We start from the raw sequence: 24115 nt of genomic DNA, 5'->3' as shown, positions 1-24115 counted from the left end.
GCGCGCGGACCATGCGCCGGACCGCCACCGGCATGCTGGTGGCGATGGCGGCGCTGTTCGTTGCCAGCAGCCACTGGCTCGACTTGCATCCCGCGTGGGGCTTCGTCCGCGCGTTTGCCGAGGCTGCGATGGTCGGCGGGCTGGCCGACTGGTTCGCGGTCACCGCGCTGTTCCGCCGCCCGCTGGGGTTGCCGATCCCGCACACCGCGATCATTCCGGAGAACAAGGATCGCATCGCCGATACGATGGCGGCGTTCCTGCAGGACAACTTCCTGACCCCTTCGGTCGTCGCCCGTCGGATGCGCGACATGAACCTCGCCAAGGCGGTCGGCGAGTATCTCGCTGCACCGACGCAGGGCGAGACCGGCGCCCGCCTTCGCGCGGGGGCTAGCGAATTGCTGGCCGAGTTTCTCGAATCGCTCGATCCCGAGCGGTTGGGCACGCAAGTACGCGGCGGGCTGAAAACGCTCGCCGCCAAGGTCGAGGTCGCGCCGCTGCTCGGCCAGATGCTGACCGCCGCGATTGCCGACCGGCGGCACCTGCCGCTGATCGATTCGGCGGTGCGCTGGGCGGGCCTCACGATCGAGGCCAACGAAGGCATGATCCGCGACATGATCCACGAGAAGGCCAACGGCCTCGTGCGCTGGACCGGCCTTGACGAAAAGCTCGCCAACTCAGTGCTCGACGGGCTCTACAAGTTGCTCGCCGAGGTGCTGGTCGATCCCGACCACCCTCTACGCGGCAAGCTCGACGAAGGCCTCAGCAAACTCGCGAGCGACCTGCTGCACGATCCCGAGACGCGCGAGAAGATCGAGCGGATGAAGAACGAGCTGCTCGACAACCCGGCGGTCGCGACGTGGTGGATCGGCGTATGGGAGCGTATCCGCGCCTCGCTGATCAAGACCGCGCGCGAGCCGGGTAGCGCCTTGGGCGGCCAACTCGGCGAAAGCCTGGCGGAGCTGGGCAAAGTCCTGCGCGACGATCCGCGCATGCAGCTGCAGCTCAATCGCTTCGCCCGTCGCACGGCAGTCGGCATCGCGACCCGCTACGGTGGACAGATCGTGCGCCTCGTGTCGGAAACCGTCCGCCGGTGGGACGCGCGCACCGTGACCGACCGGATTGAGAGTGCGGTCGGCCGCGACCTCCAGTTCATCCGCATGAACGGCACGCTGGTGGGCGGTCTGGTCGGGGTCGCGATCCATACGGCCGACGTCCTGCTGTGAAGGAAGGCCCGTTCCTGACCACCGAGCGGCTCGAGCTGTGGCGCCCGCGCGCGAGCGACCGGCCGTTGCTCGAGGCAATGATGGCGCCCGACGCCGTCCGCCGCTTCCTCGGCAACATGGTCCCGGATTCGGTCGACATGCACGCCCGCCTGCTACGCAACGCCGGCTCGTGGTCGCTCTACGGCTACGGCACCTTCATGGTCCGCGAGCGCGGCGGCGAGGCCATCATCGGCAACTGCGGCGTATTCCACTCGTGGCGCGGATTGGGCGAAGACTTCGACGACAAGCCGGAAGCCGGATGGATTTTGGCGGAAAGCCACTTCGGCAAAGGCATCGCCCGCGAAGCGATGACGGCCGCGCTAAGCTGGTTCGACCACGAGCACGGTCCGCGCGAAGTGGTGTGCATGATCGAGCCAGCGAATGGACCCTCGATCGCGCTCGCGGAGCGCCTCGGCTTCAAGCCCACGCGCGAAGCACAGTTACCGGACGGTGCAGAAATTCAGCTTTTCAGCCGCGCGAGCGCCTAGCTCGGAATCTGGAAGCTCACCGAGCTCCGCCAGTATGAGGCAATCGGTTTCCCATCGGCGCCGAGTGCCGGTTCGAATCGAGCCCGCCGCATTAGGCTCTTGCACACTGCTTCGTCGAAACCATCTGGCCGTGTTGATTGTTGGACATGGCAACCAGTGGCCTTGCCGGTCTCGTCCACATCGAACCGAAAGTAGACTGTACCCTCTCTTCCTTCGCGTAAGAGCTCCTTCGGGTAATCAGAGTAAGAGATCCAGGTGGCCGGGCTCGTCGTGGGCTCTGGAGCGCGCTTCCGCGTGCGGTTCGCCACGACGTCGATCCCCCAATGTGTGAGCAGTTCCTCCGTACAGGCGTTCATTGCTTTGACCGGCTCACTCATCCGGCCGAGTTCCAGCCTGGCGACGGGGCGATCCCCTTCAAGCAACTCGAAATAGGAAATATGCGCAACGTCGGCGGGCGCGAGCGAGGTCGGACTTGGCGGGGCTTGATAGTCAGTCGAACCAGCAGGAATGCGCTTTCCTGGAAGTGGGTTCGCGTTGGGGAGCAGTCCCATTCCCCCGATGGACACGCCTTCACCGTAACCGTCCATTAGTTTGGCCTTCAGCCGCTCGCCAAGCGCTTCCGCGCCGTCGACGCCAAAGCGCAATTTTCCGCGGTGAACTTTCTCCGCAACGAAATCCGGGCCGGCTACTAGCACTGTGAACCGATTGTCCGGCTCATACTGTTCGAGGTAGAAGACGGTCTTATGGTCGCCAACGCCGAACTGCCGCGCCAAGCGACAATATCCATCGGCATAGTCGAGGTACCAATTGGAACTCGGCTGTAAGACAACCGTGCTTGGCCGGTCTTTCGCAAAGGCGACGTCGGCCGCACCTAACGACATCAGCAATAAAAGACTTAAGCGACCGATCATACCGCCCCCGCTCCCACTTTAGTGAGCGGATTAGCGATTGCAATCAGAGCTTCCCGGTCAGCTCCGGCACGATCTTGAACAAGTCGCCGACCAGGCCGATGTCCGCAACCTGGAAGATCGGGGCGTCCTCGTCCTTGTTGATGGCGATGATGGTCTTGGAGTCCTTCATGCCGGCCAAGTGCTGGATCGCGCCCGAGATGCCGACTGCGATGTAGACTTCCGGCGCGACGATCTTGCCGGTCTGGCCGACCTGGAAGTCGTTGGGCACGTAGCCCGCGTCGACCGCCGCGCGGCTGGCACCGACGCCGGCGTTGAGCTTGTCGGCCAGCGGGAAGATCAGCTCCTTGAACGTCTCGCTGTCCTTGAGCGCGCGGCCGCCCGAGACGATGACCTTGGCGCTGGTCAGCTCGGGGCGCTCGCTCTTGGCGAGCTCGCTGCCCTGGAAGGTCGACAGCCCGGCATCGCCCGCGCCGCTGACGGCCTCGACGGTGCCCGCGCCGCCCTCGCTCGCCGCCTTGTCGAACGCGGTGCCGCGCACTGTGATGACGAGCTTGGGATCGGACGATTCGACCGTGGCGATGGCGTTGCCGGCATAGATCGGGCGGACGAAGGTCTTGTCGCCCTCGATGCCGATGATCTCCGACACCTGCATCACGTCGAGCAGCGCGGCGACCCGCGGGGCGACGTTCTTGCCGGTGGTGGTGGCGGGCGCGAGGAACGCGTCGTGGTGGCCCATCAGGTCGACGATTAGCGGCGCGAGGTTCTCGGCCAGCTGGTGCTCGTAGGCGGCGTCGTCGGCGAGGTGGACCTTGCCCACGCCCGCGATCTTGGCCGCGGCATCGGCCACGCCCGCGCAGCCCTTGCCGGCGACCAGCAGGTGCACTTCGCCGAGCTTGGAAGCGGCGGTCACCGTGCTGAGGGTGGCGTCCTTGACGCTGCTGTTGTCGTGCTCGACCAGAACGAGAGTCTTCATCTATCTAATCCTTTCCGATCAGGGCTCAGGCGATGCCGAGGGCTTTGAGCTTGCCGACTAGCTCGTCGACATCGGCGACCTTGATGCCGGCCTGGCGCACCGGCGGCTCGTTGACCTTGACGGTCTTCAAACGCGGGGCGGTGTCGACGCCGTAGTCGGCCGGGCTCTTGGTATCGAGCGGCTTGGACTTGGCCTTCATGATGTTGGGCAGCGAGGCGTAGCGCGGCTCGTTGAGGCGCAGGTCGGTGGTGACGATCGCGGGGAGCGATAGCTTCACCGTCTCGAGCCCGCCGTCGATCTCGCGCTTCACGGTGACGCTGTCGCCCTCGACGGTGACTTCGTTGGCGAAAGTGCCCTGCGGTCGGCCCATTAGCGCGGCGAGCATCTGGCCGGTCTGGTTCGAATCGTCATCGATCGCCTGCTTGCCGAGGATGACCAGGCCGGGCGCTTCGGCGTCGGCGATAGCCTTGAGGATCTTGGCGACCGCCAGCGGCTCGACCTCGTCATCGGTCTGGACCAGGATCGCGCGGTCGGCGCCCATCGCGAGCGCGGTGCGCAGCGTCTCGGTCGCCTTGGCCGGGCCGACCGACACCGCGATCACCTCGGTCGCCGCGCCCTTCTCGCGCAGGCGCAGGGCTTCCTCGACCGCGATCTCGTCGAACGGGTTCATGCTCATCTTGACGTTGGCGAGATCGACCCCGGTGCCGTCGGCCTTGACCCGCGGCTTCACGTTGTAATCGATCACCCGCTTGACGGGGACGAGGATTTTCATGGCAATCGCGCTCCTTCGTTCGTGCGTGCGCCTCTAGATAACCTTTACGTAAGCGTCAACTCGCTCACGCAGCCTGCTTCACCTCGGCGACGATCTTCCGCGCGGCATCGCCCAGGTCGTCGGCACTGACGATCGCCAGGCCCGAGTTGTTGAGGATGGCCTTCCCCTGCTCGACGTTGGTGCCTTCGAGGCGGACCACCAGCGGCACCTGCAGGTTCACGTCCTTCGCCGCCGCGACGATGCCGTCGGCAATGATGTCGCACTTCATGATCCCGCCGAAGATGTTGACGAGGATGCCCTCGACCGCCGGGTCCTTGAGGATGATCTTGAACGCCGCGGTCACCTTCTCCTTCGAGGCGCCGCCGCCGACGTCGAGGAAGTTGGCCGGGAACGCGCCGTTCAGCTTGATGATGTCCATGGTCGCCATGGCGAGGCCGGCGCCGTTGACCATGCAGCCGATGTTGCCGTCCAGTTTAATGTAGGCGAGATCGTACTTCGACGCCTCGACCTCAGCCGGGTCTTCCTCGGTCTCGTCGCGCAGCGCCTCGATGTCCTTGTGGCGGTAGAGCGCGTTCGAATCGAAGCTCATCTTGGCGTCGAGCACCATCAGCTTTTGGTCTTCGGTCACCACCAGCGGGTTGATCTCGAGCATCGAGCAATCGGTGGCGAGGAATGCATCGTAGAGCTGCTTCGACAGCGCCTGCGCTTGCTTGTTGAGGTCGCCGGTCAGCTTGAGCGCGAACGCCACCGCGCGGCCGTGGTGTGGCTGGAAGCCCTCCGCGGGATCGACGCTGAAGGTGGTGATCTTCTCGGGCGTGTCGTGCGCGACGCCCTCGATGTCCATCCCGCCCTCGGTGGAGACTACGAACGCCACGCGGCCGCTGTCGCGATCGACCAACAGCGAGAGGTAGAACTCGCTCGCGATATCGACGCCGTCGGTGATGTAGAGGCGCTGCACTTCCTTGCCCGCATCGCCGGTCTGCACCGTCACCAGCGTGTTGCCGAGCATCTCGCGCGCGTTGGCCTCGACCTCTTCGATCGACTTCGCCAGCCGCACGCCGCCCTTGGCCTCGGCGGGGAGCTCCTTGAACTTGCCCTTGCCGCGCCCGCCGGCGTGAATCTGCGCCTTCACCACGTAGAGCGGCCCGGGCAGCTTCCTGGCGGCGGCGACCGCTTCTTCGACGCTCAGCGCGGGGTATCCGGCGGGCACCGCGATGCCGTGCTTCGCGAGCAGTTCCTTGGCCTGGTATTCGTGGATGTTCATGGGAGCCGTCGGGCTTTCTTGTGCTGGGGGAGTTTGCGCGGGGCCTAAGCACGGTTCGGCGCGCTTGAAAAGCACACTGTGCCTCGCCAATGCCCAAGCTGTGATTGATGCAAAACGCCTCGAAGCGATCGTCCGGCAAGCCGGCGAGATCGCGTTCGGCATGTGGCCCGGCGGCGGCCACGCGCTGGAGGCGTGGGAGAAAGCGCCCGGCAACCCGGTGTGCGCGGCGGATATCGAGGTCGACGCCTTCCTCAAGCGCGAGCTCGGAGCGCTGCTGCCCGCCGCGGGCTGGCTGAGCGAGGAAACCGCCGACGATCCCTCGCGCCTCGACAAGGGCCTGATCTGGCTGGTCGACCCGGTCGACGGCACCCGCGACTTCATCCGCGGGCGCACGGGTTGGGCGGTGTCGGTCGCCCTCATCAGCGAGCGGCGGCCCCTCATGGGCTTCCTCGCCGCTCCTGCGCGCGACGAGTACTGGAGCGGGGTCTCCGGCCAGGGAGCGTGGCGTAACGGCGAGGAGCTGCAGGCATCGCAGCGCACCGAGTTCGCCGGCTCGCGCGTCCCCGCCGATTCGCTGCCCAAGGAAGACCGCGACCTGGTGATGGTCGACAAGCCCAACTCGATCGCGCTGCGCGCGGCGATGGTCGCGAGCGGCGAGGCCGATCTCCTCGCCACGCTGCGGTGGGGCTGGGAATGGGACATCGGCGCCGCCGCGCTTATCGCCCGCGAAGCGGGGGCGGCGGTAACCGACGCCTTCGGCCACCCACTCAATTACAACAAGCGCGATCCCCGCGCCTTCGGCTTGCTGATCAGCGCCCCGGCGATCCACGATGCGGCGGTGACGCGGTTGGCGGACAGGGCGAAAGCCATCGCCGGTTAGCCGGTCGAAGTTACGCTACGGCTGCGCGGGAAAGCCGGTTCCTCTCCATCGCTGCTCGACACATTTTTCGCACCTTGCGTTCGCGCACATTCGTGTCACACTCGTCGCTTCGCTATCGTGATAGTGAAGAACCAGAACGATGGGTGAGGAGAATGTCATGCGCTGGAGAGGACTAAAGACGTTTGCCCTGATGGCGGCCGCGATGGTCGGGACGACCGCCACCGATGCCGCCGCCGCCACGCTGACCCAGGTGGCCAGCTTCGGGAGCAATCCCGGCAACATTCAGATGTTCGAATACGTCCCCGCCAACCTCGCCGCGGGCCGCCCACTGGTGGTGGTAATCCACGGTTGCACCCAGTCTGCCGCCGACATGGACGACGAGACCGGCTGGACCAAATGGGCCGATCAGTACGGCGTCGCGCTGGTGTTTCCGCAACAACAGGCCGCCAACAACAGCTCCAAGTGCTGGAACTTCTTCGTCAAGAGCGACTTCCAGCGCGGCGCGGGCGAGCCGCTGTCGATCAAACAGCAGGTCGACTGGATGGTCAGCCACCACGGCAGCGACACCAGCCGCATTTTCGTCACCGGCCTCAGCTCCGGCGCGGCGATGACCAACGTGATGCTGGCGACCTATCCCGACGTGTTTGCCGCCGGCGCGCCCCTGGCGGGCGTGCCCTACAAGTGCGCCACGACTGTCGGATCCTCGCTGATGTGCAACGGCGGCACGGTCACCAAGACGCCCGCGCAGTGGGGCGATCTCGTCCGCGGCGCGTTCTCTTGGAGCGGAGCCTATCCGCGCGTATCCATCTGGCACGGCACGAGCGACCTGACGGTCAACTACGGCAATCTCAACGAGACGATGGAGCAGTGGACCAACGCCAACGGGATCGATCAGACGGCGGACGTCAGCGACACCGTCGGCGGCTTTCCGCACAAGGTCTACAAGGATGCATCAGGCAACGCCCGGGTGGAGACGTTCTCGATCACCGGCATGGGCCACGGCCAGCCGGTCGATCCGGGCACCGGCGCGGCGCAGTGCGGCAGCGCGACCGGCTACAACCTCGACGTTAACTTGTGCGCTTCGTACCACATCGCGCAGTGGTTCGGGCTCTAGTGTGAACGGAAAGGGCCGACCCCCTTGACGGGAGCCGGCCCTACCGTGCTGCGACCACACGGTCTCGCAGACTAGCTGGCGGCGTTGGCCTCCGCCTGAGTCACCGGGATGATCTTGATTTCGACCCGGCGGTTCATCGGCTCGTTGACGTTGTCGCCGGTCTGCACCTTGAGGCTGGTCTCGCCGAAGCCCATCCAGCGCAGACGCGCCGAGCTGACGCCGCGGCTGATGAGGTAGTTCGCGACCGCCTGCGCGCGCTGTTCGGACAGGCGCTGGTTGGAACTCGCACTGCCCACGGTGTCGGTATAGCCATACACGTCGACCAAGCTGTTCGGGTACTGCTGCAGGCTGGCGGCGACCCGGTCGAGCGAGCTCTGGAAGGCCGGGTTGATCGAATAGCTGCCGGTGGCGAAAGTCACGCCGTCGGGCAGGTTGACGAGGATCGCCTGGCCGCCGTCGGTTTCGCTGACGTCGATGCCCGAGCCCGCGGTCTGGTCCTTCAGTTCCTTGATCTGCTGGTCCATCCGGTAGCCGACATAGCCGCCGAGCGCGCCGCCCGCGACCGCGCCCGCGATGCGCGCAGTGCGTCCGCCGATCAGGCCGCCGAGCAGCGCACCGCCGCCCGCGCCCAGCACGCCGCCGATCGCGGTGCGCGAAATCTTGCGTTCGCCGGTGTTGGGATCGGTGACGCAGGCCGAAACGCCGACGAGCGAAACCGCGGCCAGCGCCGCGGTGAGTTTGCGCGAAGTCTTCATTGGGTAGTCCCCTTTGTTCTCGTTACGTGCGGCGTCCCGCTCGTGCGGCACGCCAAAGGCCGGCGCGCCCTACCCGCACCTTGTGCCTGTAAACGGCGGCCGCATCGCTCGGGTTCCCGCTGGCAGCGCGGCGCTTTTGTGCTAGCGCCTCAATCGTGACACCGTTTCCCTGGACCGACGTCCTGATCATCGCCGGGCTGATCGTGCTCAACGGCCTGTTCGCGATGAGCGAGCTGGCGATCGTCTCCGCCAAGCCCGCGCGCCTCAAAGCCGCCGCCGACAAGGGCAGCAAGGCGGCGCAGGCGGCGCTCGCGCTGCAAGGCGATCCGGGCAAGTTCCTGTCGACCGTGCAGGCCGGGATCACCATCGTCGCGATCGTTTCGGGCGCCTATTCGGGTTCGAGCCTGGGCGGACCGGCGGCCGAGCGGCTCGCGGCGCTGGGCGTGCCGGCCGAGTACGCCGAGGAAGCCGGGTTCGCGCTGGTGATCGTCCTCACCACCTACTTCAGCCTGGTCATCGGCGAGCTGGTGCCCAAGCAGGTCGCCTTGCGCGCGGCGATGCCGATCGCGCTTTGGGCCTCACGCCCGATGGCGATGCTGGCGAGGGTGGCCGCGCCGATAGTGTGGCTGCTCGACACCTCGTCGGCGCTGATCATCCGCCTGCTCGGCGTGCGGCCCGCGGGGCAGGGCAGCGTGACCAGCGAAGAGCTGCACATGATCTTCACCGAGGCGACCCACTCAGGGGTGATCGAAGCCGGGCAAAGCCAGATTCTTGCCGGCGTGGTCAAGCTCGCTGAGCGCCCGGTGCGCGAGCTGATGACCCCGCGCAACGAGCTCGACTGGCTCGACCTGCAGGGCCCCGAGGTCGACCTGCGCGCCCGCATCGACGCGAGCCCGCACTCGCTGCTGCCGGTGGCCGACGGCTCGCCCGACAAGGTGGTGGGAGTGGTCAAGGTGCGCGAAGTCCTGCGCACGATGGTCGCCGGCCAGCCGGTCGATCTCGCCGCGCTGATCAAGAAGCCCGAGGTGATCCCCGACCAGCTCGACGCGATGGACGCGCTGCGCACGCTGCAGCAGGCGGAAGTGGCGATGGCGATGGTGCACGATGAATACGGGCACCTCGAGGGGATCGTCACCCCGGTCGACCTGCTGACCGCGATCGTCGGCAACTTCGCGAGCGACCAGGATTTGGGCGAGGCGCCGACGATCATCGAGCGCGACGATGGATCGCTGCTGATCTCGGGCGCGTTGCCGGTCGACCAGCTGGCCGATCGCCTGTGCATCGACCTCCCCGAAGACCGCGAGTTCGCGACTGCGGCTGGCTACGTCCTGTGGAGCCTCAAGAAGTTGCCAGAGGAGGGTGAGCACTTCACCGACCAGGGCTGGCGGATCGAAGTGGTCGACATGGATGGGCGCAAGATCGACAAGCTGTTGGCGGTTTGCCTTTAGTTTTTCGAAGGCGCCTCCGCGCCTTCGTCCTCGGTGCTGTTCCTTCCGCTTCGCTACAGGGCACCTGCGGGCGGCCGGTCGGCCTTGCGGTTCGCTAGTCGCGAACCGTGCTCTCGCGACGCCAAACTAGGTCGGTCTCGCAAGAGCACGGTCGGCGACCAGCCGACCGCAAGCGCGAACGCGCGCCCGCAGGCGCTCCGGAGCGGAGCGGAGGAAGCGCGCCGAGGACGACCCCGCGGAGGCGGGGTCGCAACCAAGAATCAGCTTGGAATAACCGCGCTCGCGCCTGCGCCATCACCTTCCGGCGCGGCGATGATGTCGCGGGTCACCGCGCCCTTGGCGACGGTGTTGGTCTGCGGATCGCCCACCGCGGTGCGGATGCCCGGGTCGGCGGTGCCGGCGCGGTCGAGGGCGCTGGTTTCGACCTGGCTGCGCGGGGCGGGGCCGCCGAACAGCGCGTCCAATGCCTGGTCGGCCGCGGTGCCTTCGGTCGGACGCGGGGCGCCGGGAGCGGGCGGGGTGAGGCTGAAATCGGGCGGGACCACCAGCGGCGCCTGGCGCTGCACGGCGAACTCGTCGGGGCGCTCGCGGTTGAGGATGCCCCCGGCGCCGCAGCCCGCCAGCGCGGTGGCGGCGAGGGTGACGAAGGCGAAAGTAGCGGTCTTGCGCATGGTATTCAGCTCTCCACGGCCGTCTCGGCCGGTTTCTCGGGGGCCTTTTCGCGGATAAGCAGCGATCGGGCAAGGATGATCAGCACGCCGATGGTGATGGCCGCATCGGCAACATTGAAGACCAGGAACGGGCGCCACTCGCCGAAGTGCAGGTCGAGGAAATCGACCACGTAGCCAAGGTCGTAGCGGTCCTTGATGTTGCCGAGCGCGCCGCCGAGGATCAGCGCCAGCGCGGCGATATCGGCAAGCTTTTTCTCGCGCAGCATCCATACGGTGACGACCACCGCGATCAGGCTGGTGAAGCCGACCAGCGCCCAGCGCTGCGCTTCGGAGGCAGCGGTGAACATGCCAAGCGATACACCATAGTTGTGCGTCAGCGTGTAGTTGAAGATCGGCAGCAGGTAGTGCGACTGGCCGAGCTGCAGCTTCAATCCATGCAGGATGTAGCCCTTGAACGCCTGATCGGCGGCGAACACCAGCACCGCGATGGCGAGGCCGATCAGCCGATTCTTGAGCACCGGGTTCACGCCAGCTCCTCCTCGCCCACGACTTCGCCGCAGCGATGACACAGCGCGCCGTCCTCGGTGACCTCGGGCAACAGCCGCCAGCAGCGGCCGCATTTTTCGTCCGATGTGCGGGTGACGGTCACCGCCTCGCCATCGCCCCGCCGCACTTGCGCGGTGATGAACAGCTCGGCGAGGTCGGCGTCGGTGAAACCTTCCGGCACGGCCGAGGCAGGCACGGTGACCTCAGCCTCCAGCCCCGAGCGGACGATCTTGTCGCGCCGCAGCGGCTCGATCGCCTCGAGCACGCGATCGCGCAATGCTCTCAATTCCACCCACCTCTCGTCACCCCGGACTTGATCCGGGGTGGTGCTGCCTTCGTGCGCTGCGCCAGAAAAGAAGCTCTGGCCCGGATCAAGTCCGGGCCGACGATGGGAGGGGGTGGCGGAGGTTGTGGGCAGTTCCGGCCATTCGAGCAAATGCACACTGCCGCCGTCCGGGTAGCGCGTCCCCCACACTTCCTCCGCAGTAAACACCAGCACCGGGGCGGCCCAGCGGATCAGCGCGTGGAACAGCGTGTCGAGTACTGTCCGGTACGCGCGCCGCCTGGGGTCGTTGGCGCCGTCGCAGTAGAGCGAATCTTTGCGGATATCGAAGTAGAACGCCGACAGGTCCTCGTTGCAGAAGTCGATCAGCGTGCGGACGTAGGTGTTGAAGTCGTACCTCTCGATCGCGGTGCGCAGCGTCGCCTCGACCTCTCCGAGCAGCGCCAGCACGTAGCGTTCGAGCTCGGGCATCTCGTCCGGCCTGACCCGCTCCGCCCCATCGAACCCGTCGAGCGCGCCGAGCAAGTAGCGGAACGTGTTCCGCAGCTTGCGATACTGGTCCGCGACACCTTTGAGGATCTCGTCGCCGATGCGGTGGTCCTCGGTGAAATCGACCGACAGTGCCCACAGGCGGATGATGTCCGCGCCGTAGGTCTCCATCACCTTGATGGGGTCGACCGTGTTGCCGAGGCTCTTCGACATCTTGAGCCCCTTGGCGTCCATCGTGAAGCCGTGGGTGAGGATCTGGTCGTAAGGCGCGCGGCCGCGGGTGGCGCAGCTTTCGAGCAGCGAGGATTGGAACCAGCCGCGGTGCTGGTCGGAGCCTTCGACATAGATATCCGCCGGCCACGAGAGGTCGGGCCAGCGCCCGCTGTCGAGCACGTAGGCGTGGCTGGTCCCGCTATCGAACCACACGTCGAGGATGTCGCTGACCGCTTCCCAATCTTCGGCGTTGTAGTCGTCGCCCAGGAAGCTGTGCGCGGTCTCGGGGGTCCAGGCGTCGATGCCCTGCGCCTTCACCGCCGCCACGATGCGCGCGTTGACCGCCTCGTCGACCAGGTAGTCGCCGGTCTGGCGGTTGACGAACAGCGTGATCGGCACGCCCCACGCGCGCTGGCGGCTGAGCACCCAGTCGGGCCGCCCTTCGACCATCGAGCCGATGCGGTTGCGGCCCTTTTCGGGGATGAACTTGACCCGCTGGATCTCGGCCAGCGCCACTTCGCGCAAGGTCTCGCCCGGCTCCAGCGCGCCGCCTTCGTTGTCCCAGCGCTGGCGCGCGCGGCCCTCGACTGGCTCGACCGCGTGGGGCTTGTCCATCGGCACGAACCACTGCGGGGTGCAGCGGAAGATCACCTTGGCCTTCGAGCGCCACGAGTGCGGGTAGGAGTGCCGGTAATCCGCGCTCGCCGCCAGCAGCGCGCCGGCTTCGCGCAGGTCCGAACAGATCGGCCCGTCGGGCGCGTTGAACTTGGGGTTGATGACGCTGCCCTGCCCGCCGAGCCAGCCCCAGTCCTCGCGGAACTTGCCGTCCCCCTCGACCGCGAACTTCGGGGTCAGGCCATAGGCCTTGCACAGCTCGAAGTCGTCCTCGCCGTGGTCGGGCGCCATGTGGACGAGCCCGGTGCCGGTGTCGGTGGTGACGAACTCGCCCGGCAGGAACGGCCGCGGCTCGGCGAAGAACCCGCCGAGATGGTGCATCGGGTGGCGGGCGACGGTGCCGGCGAGGTCTGAGCCTTTGAAGGTAGCGATCTGTCGGAAGCTGCTTTTCAACTCAGAATGCTGGTCATCGATGTGGCGAGAAATGCCCATCCGTCCGGCCAACTCACCGACCAATTCCACTTCGGCGATGCAGGGCCGGCCTCCGAGATCATAGAGCCCGTACTCAACCAGCGGCCCGTAAGCGATCGCCTGGTTCACCGGGATCGTCCATGGCGTCGTCGTCCAGATCACCGCGTAAGCGCCTTTCAGCTCTTCGATCGGTGAATCGACGATCTCGAACGCCACGTCGATCTGGGTCGAGACGATGTCCTCGTATTCAACCTCGGCCTCGGCGAGCGCGGTCTTTTCGACCGGGGACCACATCACCGGCTTGGCCCCGCGGTAGAGCTGGCCGCTGGTGGCGAACTTGAGCAGTTCGGCGACGATGGTCGCCTCGCTCTCGGGTTGCATGGTCAGGTAGGGGTGGTCCCAGTCGGCCATCACGCCGAGGCGCTTCAGCTGCTCGCGCTGCACGTCGACCCAGTGCTGGGCATAGGCGCGGCACTCGGCGCGGAATTCGAGCAGCGGGACGCTGTCCTTGTCGCGCTTGGCCTTGCGGTACTGCTCTTCGACTTTCCACTCGATCGGCAGCCCGTGGCAGTCCCACCCCGGCACGTAGGGCGCGTCCTTGCCGAGCAGGTTCTGCGTGCGGCAGACCATGTCCTTGATCGTGTGGTTGAGCGCGTGGCCGATGTGCATGTCGCCATTCGCATAGGGCGGGCCGTCATGATACATGAACTTGGGCCGGCCGCGGCGGCTGTCGCGCAGTTGCTCGTAGAGCTTCTCCGCCTCCCACTTCGCCGCAATCCCCGGCTCCTTCTGCGGCAGGCCGGCCTTCATCGGGAAGTCGGTCTTGGGCAGGAAGACGGTGTCGCGGTAATCGCGGGCTGGTTTGTCGGCGTCGCTCATGGCGCGCGGGCCTTAGCGGGGGCGGTGCGAGTAGGAAAGTTTTTCGGTCGCGCCCGTTCAGCACCCCCACCATCGTCGGCCCGGACCTGATCCGGGCCAGTGCTTCCTTCGAGCGGCGGTCGAGAAGAAAGCACCACCCCGGATCAAGGCCGGGGTGACGTAGGCGTGGGAGACGGGGCTACTTCCCAATCCGCGTCCCGTGCAGCTCGCGCGCGCCGCGGTACATGGTGAAGCGGTTGACCGCCCCGCCGTCCGCAAAGAACGCGACCTTCATCCGGCCGTCGTCGGTCATGAACTCGGTCTGCGAGATCGGGCGCAGGCCGATCGGCTCTTGCCCCTTGGGCGCCATCACCAGCTTGCCCTTGTCGGTGAGCGAGACCGTCACCGCCAGCGTCTCGGTCTGGTAGTCGCCGGTGTAGCTCTGCAGCACCTCCGCCGGGACGCGGACTTCGGCATCGGCCGGAATGTCGCCGACGCGCACATAGCGCTCCGGCTTCGCGTCCTGCGGATCGTAGAGGTCGGCCACCACCCCGCCGTTCGCATCGCGCGAGAACTCGATCCACGCGAGCCCAGTGGAAGCCGAGTAGAACTTGCCGTCCCCGGCCGCGACCAGCTTCATTTCGTCCGGCCCGGCACCGATGATCCACGTCCCATCGCGCTCGAAAAAGCGCACCTTGCGCCCCTCGCCGCTGTATTCGCCGATCAGCGGCGCGACCGCCTGGGGATCGACCGTCGCGGGACTGAACATCGGCAGCGGCGCGCCGATCGCCAGCGCGCCCAGCCTGCGCAGGGTCACGCTGGTATCGGTCTGGAGCTGGTTGCTGTTGCCGAGCACCGCCACGAACACGTCATCGTCGGGCAGATAGGCGCTGTCGGCGTCGATCCCCTGGCCCGCGCCGCCGTGCTCGAATACCTTGTGCCCGCGCAGATAGCGCAGCCGCAGCGCGAAGCCGTAAGGCGCGGTCTTGCCCCCGGTGAGCTTGGCGGGCGCGGTCATCTCGGCATAGAGCGCGGGGGTCACCACCTTGCCATGGTGCAGCGCATCGGCCCACTTGCCGAGATCGCCGACCGTGGCCTCGAGCCCGCCCGCGGCCGAGGCGGCGGTGAGCAGCTTCGATCCGCCCGATTCCGCACTCGTCCCGCGCAGGCTGGCAAGGCCCAGCGGCTCGGCGATCCGGCTCATGATCGCCGCGAACCACGGCTTGCCCGTCACCTGCTCCACGATCGCGCCCAGGATCACGTAGCCGCCGTTGTTATATTCCCAGCTCTCGCCCGGCGCGGCCTTCGAGCCGAGCTTCTGGGTGATCGCCAGCAGCTCTTGCGTGGTGACGTCGCGATCGCGGTTCTGGTTGATCCAGCCGGGCACTTTGCTGAAATCCTGGATGCCCGAGGTGTGATTGAGCAGTTGCCGCACCGTGGCGGTCGCGCCCGGCTGCGGCCAGTCGGGGAAGAACTTGCCGAGCGGATCGTCGAGCGACAGCTTGCCCTCGGCCGCGAGCTGCAGGACCAGTGCGGCGGTGAACTGCTTGGTGATCGAGCCGAGCCCGAACACGCTTTGGGCAGTCAGCGGCTGGCCAGTCGCGGAGATACCGCGCGCGCCGGTGTAGACCGGCTGGCCGTGACGCGTGACGATCGCCGCCGCGCCGGGTCCGTCGGCGGGGTAGGCGGCCGCAAGGATCGCGTCGGCTTCTGCGCCAATAGCCCTCTCCCCCTGAGGGAGAGGGTTGGGAGAGGGGGCGACGGCGTCAGCCGCCGCTGGCGCGGCGGTCCCCTCTCCCTCCGCCGCTAGCGCGGCTCCTCCCTGTCCCTCAAGGGGAGAGGGGATCAGTGACGTGGCAATGAGCGCAGTGAGAAGAAACGTGAACTTCGGCATAAATGGCCTCCCGTGAGTGACGAGCAGCCGATTGCGCGCATGGCCTCGTGAGCGTCATGAGCGCCGCGTGAGCAGTTCCTGTCTGGCGGTCAGCAATCGCTGACGAGCAGCCTCAGCGCGCGGCGCGGCGCGCGTTCACTGCAGCTTCGCCGGCGTCCTGCTCCGCGCGGCGGCGGTTGTCGCTGCCAGGGAACAGCGCCGGGGCGAGGTTCCAGGTGTCGTCGACCCAGATGAACCCGTTGAAGCTATCGGGAATCTCGCCGAACTGTTCGGGCAGGTCGAGGCCCCCAGGGTCTTTGGGTGGGTCGCCGCCGGCGTTCGCCGACCGCACCATGATGACTCGGCCGCCGCTCTCGGCCATCCGCGCGAGCAGGCGGTTGGGCCAGCCGGCCAGGCTGCCCTGCCCGTCGAGCGGGATCATCATCGTCCCGCCCTTGCACTCGGTCGGCAGGAAGCCGGTCCAGCCGCTGCGGCGATAGGCGGCAGTGCAGGCGAGCGCTTTCTCGGCGCTGAAACTCCACGCGTTCGGCAGCAAGGTGCGCATCCGCGCCACCGGCCCGGCTTCGTCCGCCGCGTAGAACGCGTCGCCCGCCTCAACCGGATCGCGGCCGATCGCCTTGAGCTCCGCCAGCAGCCGATCCGCGGCCGTCGGGTCGCTGCCGGTAAAGTGGAACAGCAGCCGCTTGGGCTTTGCGGTTTGCGCCACTTGCGCCAGCGTCGGCTTCGCGCCGTAGCTCTGCGTGCACTGGGCCTGGGAGACGCTGCCGTCCGGAGCGATCGCGATCTCGATCATCGCCGCGCCCAGTTGGCGCACGTCGGTGATCGCCTGCAGCGAGTTGTCGGGCAGCACCGGGTAGCGCGCCGCGCCCGGCTGGGTGGCGCACGACCCGATGCCGGGGGCCGCAGCGCGGTGCGCGATCAGCCCCGCCCGGCCGACCGGCTTGGGCGCAAGCCAGCTCGCATTGACGAAGGTGAACGCGAGGAATGCCAGCGCGAGCACGAACAGCCCGATGCGAAGGCCCCGTTTCATCCGATTGCGCCCCTCACTTCATGCCTCGTCGCCCCGGACTCGATCCGGGGCGGTGCTGCCTTGGCGACCTTTCCAGAAGAAGCACTGGCCCGAATCAAGCCCGGGCCGACGAAATGTTCTGGGCAAGAACTTTGCGCGCCTGGTCGCAATCGCGCGCCATCTGCTCCTGCAGCGCCTCGAGACTGGCGAACTTCGCCTCCGGACGCAGGAAGTGACGGAAGGCCACTTCGATCTCCTGCCCATAGAGATCGCCCGCGAAATCGAAGAAATACGGCTCGAGCAGCTCCTTCGGCGGATCGAAGGTCGGGCGAATGCCGATGTTGGCGGCGCCCTTCAGTTCCTCGCCGCTCGCGAGCAGCCGTCCGGTCACCGCGTAGATGCCGTAGCGCGGGCGCAGGTAGTTTTCGAGGCCGAGGTTGGCGGTGGGGTAGCCGATCGTCCGCCCGACCTTGTCGCCGTGCTGGACCACGCCGCGGATCGCGAACGGGCGGGTGAGAAGGCGGGTGGCGGTCTCGCAGTCGCCCGCCTGCAGCGCTGCACGGATGCGGCTGGAGGAGACCGGCTCGCCGCCCTCCATCACCGGCGCGACCGCGCGCGCTTCGATCCCGCATTCGGCGCCGAGGCTCTCGAGGACCGCGCGGTTGCCGCCGCGGCCCTTGCCGAAGGTGAAGTCCTCGCCCGTCACCACGCCCGCCGCGCCGATCCGCTGGTGGAGCAGCACGCGGACGAAGTCCTCCGCGGTGGTGCCGGCGAGCTCGCCGTCGAAGTGGAACACCAGCATCGCGGTGGCTCCGGCGGCGAGGAACAGCTCCTGCCGCTGCTCCAGCGTGGTGAGGCGGAACGGCGCCGCGTCGGGCTTGAAGTGGCGCACGGGGTGCGGGTCGAAGGTGGCGACGATCGAAGGGCGTCCCTCGGCGCGCGCCCACGCGATCGCCTCGCCGACCACCGCCTGGTGGCCGAGGTGGAACCCGTCGAAGTTGCCCAGCGCGACGATCGCGCCCCGCAGCGCCTCGGGCACCGGGTTGCGGTGGTCGAGCCACCTCATGGGACGAGCGGGGCCGAAACGGACATTCGCAGCGGTTCCAGACCAACGCGCAAAACGCGTAGCGCGTTCTCGCCCATCGCCTTGCGTACCTCGTCGTCGGTGAAGCCCTCGTCGAGAAGCGCCTGCGTCACCTGCGTAAGTTGCGAGGTGTCGAACCGTACCGTGGTCGCGCCGTCATAGTCGCTGCCGAGCGCGACGTAGTCGATGCCCACAAGATCACGCACATGCTTCATCGCACGCGCCGTATCGCGCGGCGAGGTCCCGCACACCGCCGCGTCCCAGTAGCCGATCCCGACCACGCCGCCGGTCTTCGCGACCCCGCGGATCTCCTCGTCGGTCAGGTTGCGATTGACCTTGCAGGTCGCCTGCACACCGCCGTGGCTGGAGACCACCGGCCGCCGTGCCTCCTTCAAGATGTCGGCGACGCAGGCATGGCTGCAATGCGCGACGTCGACGATCATGCCGAGTTCTTCCATCCGCCGCACCGCCTGTCGGCCCTTCGGCGTCAGGCCGCCCTTCTTCACCCCGTGCATCGAGCCGGCGAGGTCGTTGTCGAAGAAGTGCGTCAGGCTCGCCATGCGAAAGCCGGCGCGGCGCAGCACGTTGAGATTGTCGAGGTTGCCCTCAAGGTTCTGCAGGCCCTCGATCGAAAGCATCGTGCCGACCGGTTTCCTGGCGCTCGTCCGATCGCGGAGGAGCTTGGCGAGCGTATCGTTGTCGGTCACCTGCTCCATCCGCCCGCCCGCCTTGGCGACCGCGCGCTTGAGCTTCTCCGCATGCCACAGCGAGCGTTCGAGCAGCGAGCTCCACGTCCGCACCGGCTGCAGCTGCGCGATCGTCAGCAGGGTGATGTTGTCGGTGTCGGCGCCGTTGGCGTCGTAGTTCTGGCCCTTGGGCGTCTTGGTCACGCTCGAGAACACTTGCAGCGCGACGTTGCCCTGCTCCAGCCGGCCGAGATCCTCGTGCCCGCCCTTGTTCTGGGACAGCAGGCTGCGCTTCCACATCAGCGTGTCGGAGTGCAGGTCGACGATGGTCAGCGTCTTGTGCAGCGCCTTGGCCCGCTCGCTGACCGGGATCAGCGGCTGCCCGTCGATCTTGTTCATCGACCGCGCGACGATCCCCGGGCCGAGCGCGAAGAACCCGACGAGGGCGACCAGCAGCAGGACGATCACGCCCCAGACGAGCTTTTTCATGGCGCGCGCTCCAGAGTAACGAACGAATAGGCCGGGGTATCGCCCTCGGCGGCGTGATCCTCGCGCGCGACCTCGCGCCATTCGGGGCCGAACGGCGGGACGAACGTGTCGCCTTCGATCCCGCCGTGAACCTCGGTCAGTTCGATCCGCGTGGTGTGCGGAAGGAGGAGCCGGAATATGTCCGACCCGCCGATCACCGAAACAGCGGTGTTTCCCGCAAGATCGAGCGCTTCATCGACATCGTGCGCCACCTCCGCGCCCTCCGCCCGCCAGCCGCGATCGCGGGTCAAAACGATATGCCGCCGCCCCGGCAGCAGCCGCCCCAGGCTGTCGAAGGTCTTGCGCCCCATGATCATCGCGGTGCCCTGCGTCAGCGCCTTGAACCGCTTGAGATCGGCCGAAATCCGCCACGGCAACCCGCCGTCGCGCCCGATCACCCCGTTGTCGGCGCGGGCAAGAACCGCCGTCACGCTCACCGCCATACGCGGGTCACGTGGCCCATCTTGCGCCCCTCGCGCACCTGCTTGCCGTAGAGGTGCAAGTGCGCCGCCGGGTCCGCCAGAACGCCCTGCGCCGAGAGCGCCGCGTCGCCGATCAGGTTGTCCATCTGCACCCGGCTCGCGGTGGTCGCGGTGTCGCCCAGCGGCAGCCCCGCGATGGCGCGGATGTGGTTTTCGAACTGGCTCGTCGCCGCGCCCTCGATGGTCCAGTGCCCCGAGTTGTGCACCCGCGGCGCCATCTCGTTGAACACAGGGCCTTGGGCCGTGGCGAAGAATTCGCAGGTCAGCACGCCGACATAGCCGAGCCCGTCGGCGATCTGCCTGGCGAGCGCACGGGCCGGTTCGACCTGGCCGGCGATCGCTCCGCCCGCCGGCAGCAGCGACTGCGCCAGGATGCCGTCGACGTGGCGGTTCTCCGGGCTATCCCAGAACCGCACCTCGCCTTCGAGGCTGCGCACCAGGATGACCGAGAACTCCGCCTCGAACTGGACGAAGCCTTCGTACACGCAAGTGGTGTGCGGCAGGCGGATCGCCTCGGCGTCGCGCGCGGATTCGATGCGCCACTGGCCCTTGCCGTCGTAGCCGTCGCGCGCGGTCTTGAGGATGCCGGGAGCGCCGATCCGCTCGACCGCGCGGGCGAGCTCCTCGGCCGATTCGACCGGCGCGAACGGGGCGGGGCGACCGCCGACGCTCTCGGCAAAGCGCTTCTCCTTGACCCGGTCCTGCGCCGTTTCGAGCGCACGCAGATTGGGCGCGAGCCGGTCGGCGAGGAACGCGAGCTGGCCGGTCGGGATGTTCTCGAACTCGAACGTCAACACATCGCACGCCGAAGCGAAGCGGCCCAATGCCAGCGGATCGGTGAACGGCGCGATGGTCGCCTCGGCCGCCACTTCGGCGGCGACGCTGTCGCGCTCGGGCGTGTAGATTTGCGTGCGGTAGCCGAGCTGCGCGGCGGCCATCGCCAGCATGCGGCCGAGCTGGCCGCCGCCCAGGATGCCGATCGTTCCCCCCGGCTGCAGCATCAGTCCTCCGGCGTGTCCGCCACCGCCGCGGTGCGGGCGGCGCGCCAGTCCTGCAGCCGCTGCGAGAGGGCGGGGTCAGCCAACGCCAAGATCGCCGCCGCCAGCAGGCCGGCGTTGGTCGCCCCCGGCTCGCCGATCGCGAGCGTCCCGGTCGGCACCCCGGCGGGCATCTGGACGATCGACAGCAGGCTATCGAGACCCTTCAGCGCCTTCGACTTCACCGGCACGCCGAGGACCGGAAGATGTGTCAGCGCCGCGAGCATCCCCGGCAGATGCGCCGCGCCGCCCGCCCCGGCGACGATCACCTTGAACCCCGCCTCGTGCGCGCTCTTGCCGAACTCGTGCAGCCGGTCCGGGGTGCGGTGCGCGGAAACGATGCGCGTCTCGTAGCTGACGCCGAGCTCGTCCAGCACCTCGGCGGCGCAGCGCATGGTCTGCCAGTCGGACTGGCTCCCCATCACGATCGCGACATCGGCCATCGGCGTCACAAGTCCTTGAGATAACGCCGTTCGCCCGGCGTCATGTTGTCGTCGAAGTGATAGACGATCGGCTGGCCGGTGGGAATCTCGAGGCCCGTGATGTCCGCATCGGAAATGCTCGACAGGTGCTTGACCAGGGCGCGCAAGCTGTTGCCATGCGCGCTGACGATCACCGTCTCGCCCCGCGTAAGTTGCGGCAGGATCGCGCGCTCCCAATACGGCAGCACGCGCTCGATGGTGAGCTTGAGGCTCTCGGTGCGCGGCACCTCGATGCCGGCGTAGCGCGGATCCTTGGCGAGATCGAACTCGCTGCCCTCATCCATGTCGGGCGGCGGCACGTCGAAGCTGCGGCGCCAGATATGCACCTGCTCGTCGCCGTGCTTGTCGCGCGTCTGCTGCTTGTCGAGCCCGGTCAGCCCGCCGTAGTGCCGCTCGTTGAGGCGCCAGTCCTTGGTCTCCGGGATCCACAGCCGCCCGCACGCCTCGAGCGCGAGATGCAGCGTCTTGATCGCGCGGGTCTGCAGCGAGGTGAACGCGCAGGTCGGCAGAACGCCCTTGTCGGCCAGTAGCTTGCCCGCGACGATCGCTTCGGCGACGCCCTGCTCGGTCAGGTCGACGTCCCACCATCCGGTGAAGCGGTTTTCGAGGTTCCATTGGCTCTGGCCGTGACGGACCAGGATCAGCGTGGGCAAGGTGCGCGCTCCCGCGAGTGAACGGAGCGCCTGCCCCTAGCGGTCGCCTTCCGGCTTGGGAAGTTCGGCGTTGCCGATCTCGGTCTTCATCGCCCGGGCCTGGGCTTTGCGCAGGCGGAGGTTTTCGCGCAGCTTGGCGGCGAGGCGTTCTTCGCGAGTCTGCTTGACGTCGGTCACGCGCAGAGGCTTGCCGGGGCCGGGTAGTGGGTCCATTTGAAATTCGTCTCCGCGCAGTCGGACGCCGCACGACCTAGCACCCGGACGCGCCGCATGGCATAGTCTGACCATGACAAACCCGAAACGCCCTCGCGATCCCAACGAGCTGGCCCGGTTGATTGCCGATATCGCCGTTGGGGATAAAGCTGACGAAAACCCGGATACGGGGAAAGACCCGGCAGCCGTAGCTCTGGGGCGAAAGGGCGGCATCCACGGGGGCCGCGCCCGCGCGGAAAGCCTATCGTCAGAAAGGAAATCGGAGATTGCCGCGAAGGCCGCCAAGGCGCGATGGCAGGGAGTCGAAGAAAAGTAACAAGATGCCCTTGTGTTGGGTATCCAACACTCCTAGAGGATCGGACAGCCGATTCTCAGGGAGCGCAGCCGTATGTCCATCACGATCACGCAAAGCGCCAACTGGCGTGATGCCGCGCGTGCCGAGTTGCAGGACAAGTTCGTTGCGGAACTGAACCAGGTCGCAGAGTTCACCAAGCAAGAGCAAGAGGCCGCGGCGGGCAAGGCCGCCGCCATCCAGCGTGCGCGCGACCTGCTGAACGCAGCTCGTGCTCTGGGCATTCCTCTCGATGATGACGGCGCGGCAACGCCTGACGACCCCGAGGAGCCACAGGAAGGCGGCGCGGTCACTGCGCGCGAGATCATCCTCGACGAGCTTCAGGAGAAGCCAGGGATGAAGGCCGCCGAACTCAAGAAGGCAATCGAGCGCCGCCTCGGTCGAGAAGTTCACTACAAGACGCCCGGCATGACCCTCTATCGCCTCGCGAATGATGGTCTTGTCCGGCGCGAGGGGCACCGCTGGTTTGCATTGAGAGGCGACCAGCAGCGCGCAACCGTGGAAACAGAGAAGGAGCTACCGCTTATGAAGTGACGCGACCCCGGAGAGGGCAAACTCTCCGGGGCCGCAAAACCATCTACCTACGCGGGCGTAGTTTAATGGCAAAACACCGTTTTTCCCAATCTGGCGTTGCGGGTTCGAATCCCGTCGTCCGCTCTCGCTTCTGACAAGCTTCTAGCCGCTGAGCCCCTGATAAAGCTTAGCGGCCAAATGTCAATGCGCGTCCACATTCAAACGGACTTTTATGCTTGACCGCTAAAGGATACAGGTCTATCAGGGATACATGAACAGGCTCTCTCCCAAAGATCGCGCTCAAGTTATCCACATGCTTTGCGAGGGCAACAGCATCCGGTCCATCACGCGCGTGTTGGGCGTAGGCAAGAATACCGTTGCGCGGCTGCTGGTTGATGCCGGAAAAGCCTGCATGTCCTATCATGACGAGAATGTTCGCGATGTTGCCGCAAAGCGCATCCAGTGCGACGAGATCTGGACCTTCACCTACGCGAAGCAAAAGAATGTCGCTTCCGCCAAGGCAGCACCCGAACACGCTGGCGACACCTGGACTTGGACCGCGCTCGACAGCGACAGCAAGATGATCGTGTCCTACCTCGTTGGCGGTCGCGACGCTGAGTACGCTCTCGAATTTATGGACGACCTTGCAGGCCGCCTAGCAAACCGGGTCCAGATCACCACAGACGGCCACCGAGCCTATCTTGAGGCTGTCGAAGAAGCGTTTGGCGCCGATGTTGATTACGCGCAGCTCGTTAAGCTGTACGGGGAAGCTCCGGAAGGCCAGCGCCGCTACAGCCCCGCGCACATCGTCTCGACGCGCAAGCGCCGGGTGGAGGGAAACCCGGACCTGGATGCAGTCTCGACCAGCCATGTCGAGCGCCAGAACCTGACGATGCGGATGCACATGCGCCGCTTTACCCGCTTGACCAACGGCTTCTCCAAGAAGATCGAGAACCACGCCTACGCCGTCGCGCTTCACTTCATGTATTACAACTTCGTCCGCATCCATCAGAGTCTCCGCGTGACCCCGGCGATGGCCGCTGGCGTCACCGACCGCCTCTGGGATATCTCGGATATCGTTGCGCTGGTCGAAGCTGCCGACAGCAAGCCGGGACCGCGCGGCCCTTACAAGAAGAAGGGCGCCTAGTTTTCAAATGGACCCACTACCC

25 protein-coding genes are annotated in these 24115 nt (G+C 66.9%); 8 read left to right on the top strand and 17 right to left on the bottom strand.

Annotated features, from left to right (window positions below):
* The first annotated feature begins 11 nt into the window (after positions 1-11).
* Both ELY12_RS08090 and ELY12_RS08085 read left to right on the top strand, forming a co-directional pair.
* Complete coding sequence (locus tag ELY12_RS08090) at positions 12-1223, top strand: DUF445 domain-containing protein (RefSeq protein ID WP_126176197.1); 1212 nt, start codon at positions 12-14, stop codon at positions 1221-1223.
* On the top strand, positions 1220-1750 hold the full coding sequence (locus tag ELY12_RS08085) for a GNAT family N-acetyltransferase (protein ID WP_126176196.1): 531 nt from the start codon (positions 1220-1222) through the stop codon (positions 1748-1750). The genes ELY12_RS08090 and ELY12_RS08085 overlap by 4 nt, the downstream gene beginning before the upstream one ends.
* Here the strand turns inward: ELY12_RS08085 and ELY12_RS08080 are convergent.
* The 4 genes from ELY12_RS08080 to sucC form a co-directional block, all read right to left on the bottom strand.
* Positions 1747-2661: an energy transducer TonB gene (locus ELY12_RS08080; protein ID WP_126176195.1), complete on the bottom strand. Its 915-nt coding sequence runs from the start codon at positions 2659-2661 to the stop codon at positions 1747-1749. The genes ELY12_RS08085 and ELY12_RS08080 overlap by 4 nt on opposite strands.
* 43 nt (positions 2662-2704) lie before the next feature.
* Complete coding sequence (locus ELY12_RS08075) at positions 2705-3634, bottom strand: electron transfer flavoprotein subunit alpha/FixB family protein (RefSeq protein ID WP_126176194.1); 930 nt, start codon at positions 3632-3634, stop codon at positions 2705-2707.
* Positions 3635-3659: 25 nt separating this feature from the next.
* Positions 3660-4406, bottom strand: coding sequence for an electron transfer flavoprotein subunit beta/FixA family protein (locus ELY12_RS08070; protein ID WP_126176193.1), 747 nt, complete (start codon positions 4404-4406; stop codon positions 3660-3662).
* Positions 4407-4470: 64 nt separating this feature from the next.
* Positions 4471-5670 carry an ADP-forming succinate--CoA ligase subunit beta gene (gene sucC / locus ELY12_RS08065; protein WP_126176192.1) on the bottom strand — a complete coding sequence of 400 codons (1200 nt, stop codon included), beginning with the start codon at positions 5668-5670 and terminating at the stop codon, positions 4471-4473.
* Between the two features lie 100 nt (positions 5671-5770).
* Here sucC and ELY12_RS08060 point away from each other — a divergent pair, with 100 nt between their 5' ends.
* A complete protein-coding gene (locus ELY12_RS08060; protein ID WP_126176191.1) occupies positions 5771-6550 on the top strand; it encodes a 3'(2'),5'-bisphosphate nucleotidase CysQ in 780 nt (259 codons plus the stop codon).
* 157 nt (positions 6551-6707) lie between these two features.
* Positions 6708-7664 (top strand): extracellular catalytic domain type 1 short-chain-length polyhydroxyalkanoate depolymerase, encoded by a 957-nt coding sequence (locus ELY12_RS08055; RefSeq protein ID WP_206435799.1) that lies wholly within the window; start codon positions 6708-6710, stop codon positions 7662-7664.
* Positions 7665-7735: 71 nt separating this feature from the next.
* On the opposite strand, the gene ELY12_RS08050 is transcribed toward ELY12_RS08055, so the two are convergent.
* A complete protein-coding gene (locus tag ELY12_RS08050; RefSeq protein WP_126176190.1) occupies positions 7736-8419 on the bottom strand; it encodes a YiaD family glycine zipper/OmpA-like lipoprotein in 684 nt (227 codons plus the stop codon).
* 155 nt (positions 8420-8574) lie between these two features.
* Between ELY12_RS08050 and ELY12_RS08045 the strand changes: the two genes are divergently transcribed.
* Positions 8575-9867, top strand: a complete 1293-nt coding sequence (locus ELY12_RS08045) for a hemolysin family protein (protein ID WP_126176189.1) — start codon at positions 8575-8577, stop codon at positions 9865-9867.
* Between the two features lie 260 nt (positions 9868-10127).
* Here the strand turns inward: ELY12_RS08045 and ELY12_RS08040 are convergent, their stop codons facing one another.
* From ELY12_RS08040 to ELY12_RS14305, 12 genes are all read right to left on the bottom strand, one after another.
* The gene (locus ELY12_RS08040) at positions 10128-10538 is read right to left on the bottom strand and encodes a DUF3035 domain-containing protein (RefSeq protein ID WP_126176188.1); all 411 of its coding nucleotides are present in this window, start codon (positions 10536-10538) and stop codon (positions 10128-10130) included.
* 5 nt (positions 10539-10543) lie between these two features.
* The gene (lspA, locus tag ELY12_RS08035; RefSeq protein WP_241229782.1) at positions 10544-11065 is read right to left on the bottom strand and encodes a signal peptidase II; all 522 of its coding nucleotides are present in this window, start codon (positions 11063-11065) and stop codon (positions 10544-10546) included.
* Positions 11062-14034 (bottom strand): isoleucine--tRNA ligase, encoded by a 2973-nt coding sequence (gene ileS / locus ELY12_RS08030; RefSeq protein WP_126176186.1) that lies wholly within the window; start codon positions 14032-14034, stop codon positions 11062-11064. Before ileS ends, lspA begins: the two co-directional genes overlap by 4 nt.
* Positions 14035-14212: 178 nt before the next feature.
* Complete coding sequence (locus ELY12_RS08025; RefSeq protein WP_126176185.1) at positions 14213-15907, bottom strand: serine hydrolase domain-containing protein; 1695 nt, start codon at positions 15905-15907, stop codon at positions 14213-14215.
* 112 nt (positions 15908-16019) lie between these two features.
* Positions 16020-16937: a PI-PLC domain-containing protein gene (locus ELY12_RS08020; RefSeq protein WP_126176184.1), complete on the bottom strand. Its 918-nt coding sequence runs from the start codon at positions 16935-16937 to the stop codon at positions 16020-16022.
* Between the two features lie 94 nt (positions 16938-17031).
* Positions 17032-17982, bottom strand: coding sequence for a bifunctional riboflavin kinase/FAD synthetase (locus ELY12_RS08015; RefSeq protein WP_126176183.1), 951 nt, complete (start codon positions 17980-17982; stop codon positions 17032-17034).
* On the bottom strand, positions 17979-19175 hold the full coding sequence (locus ELY12_RS08010) for a dipeptidase (RefSeq protein ID WP_126176182.1): 1197 nt from the start codon (positions 19173-19175) through the stop codon (positions 17979-17981). Before ELY12_RS08010 ends, ELY12_RS08015 begins: the two co-directional genes overlap by 4 nt.
* Positions 19172-19657, bottom strand: a complete 486-nt coding sequence (locus ELY12_RS08005) for a dihydrofolate reductase (RefSeq protein ID WP_126176181.1) — start codon at positions 19655-19657, stop codon at positions 19172-19174. Before ELY12_RS08005 ends, ELY12_RS08010 begins: the two co-directional genes overlap by 4 nt.
* Entirely contained in the window at positions 19648-20697 is a 1050-nt protein-coding gene (locus tag ELY12_RS08000) for a 5-(carboxyamino)imidazole ribonucleotide synthase (RefSeq protein ID WP_126176180.1), read from the bottom strand. The genes ELY12_RS08005 and ELY12_RS08000 overlap by 10 nt, the downstream gene beginning before the upstream one ends.
* Positions 20697-21176 carry a 5-(carboxyamino)imidazole ribonucleotide mutase gene (gene purE / locus ELY12_RS07995; protein ID WP_241229781.1) on the bottom strand — a complete coding sequence of 160 codons (480 nt, stop codon included), beginning with the start codon at positions 21174-21176 and terminating at the stop codon, positions 20697-20699. The genes ELY12_RS08000 and purE overlap by 1 nt, the downstream gene beginning before the upstream one ends.
* Positions 21177-21181: 5 nt before the next feature.
* A complete protein-coding gene (gene gpmA / locus ELY12_RS07990) occupies positions 21182-21868 on the bottom strand; it encodes a 2,3-diphosphoglycerate-dependent phosphoglycerate mutase (protein WP_126176179.1) in 687 nt (228 codons plus the stop codon).
* Positions 21869-21904: 36 nt separating this feature from the next.
* Positions 21905-22081 carry a hypothetical protein gene (locus tag ELY12_RS14305; RefSeq protein ID WP_164549454.1) on the bottom strand — a complete coding sequence of 59 codons (177 nt, stop codon included), beginning with the start codon at positions 22079-22081 and terminating at the stop codon, positions 21905-21907.
* Positions 22082-22154: 73 nt separating this feature from the next.
* On the opposite strand from ELY12_RS14305, the gene ELY12_RS07985 reads away from it, so the two are divergent.
* The 3 genes from ELY12_RS07985 (at position 22155) to ELY12_RS07970 (ending at position 24093) form a co-directional block, all read left to right on the top strand.
* Entirely contained in the window at positions 22155-22397 is a 243-nt protein-coding gene (locus ELY12_RS07985; RefSeq protein WP_126176132.1) for a histone H1, read from the top strand.
* A gap of 72 nt (positions 22398-22469) precedes the next feature.
* Entirely contained in the window at positions 22470-22967 is a 498-nt protein-coding gene (locus ELY12_RS07980; RefSeq protein WP_126176133.1) for a hypothetical protein, read from the top strand.
* A 250-nt stretch (positions 22968-23217) separates the two neighbouring features.
* Positions 23218-24093, top strand: coding sequence for a helix-turn-helix domain-containing protein (locus ELY12_RS07970; RefSeq protein WP_126176134.1), 876 nt, complete (start codon positions 23218-23220; stop codon positions 24091-24093).
* The last annotated feature ends 22 nt before the right edge of the window (positions 24094-24115 follow it).

It is taken from the genome of Tsuneonella rigui, assembly GCF_003958625.1.
Classification (GTDB): domain Bacteria; phylum Pseudomonadota; class Alphaproteobacteria; order Sphingomonadales; family Sphingomonadaceae; genus Tsuneonella; species Tsuneonella rigui.
This window is presented reverse-complemented; position numbering and strand designations above follow the sequence as displayed.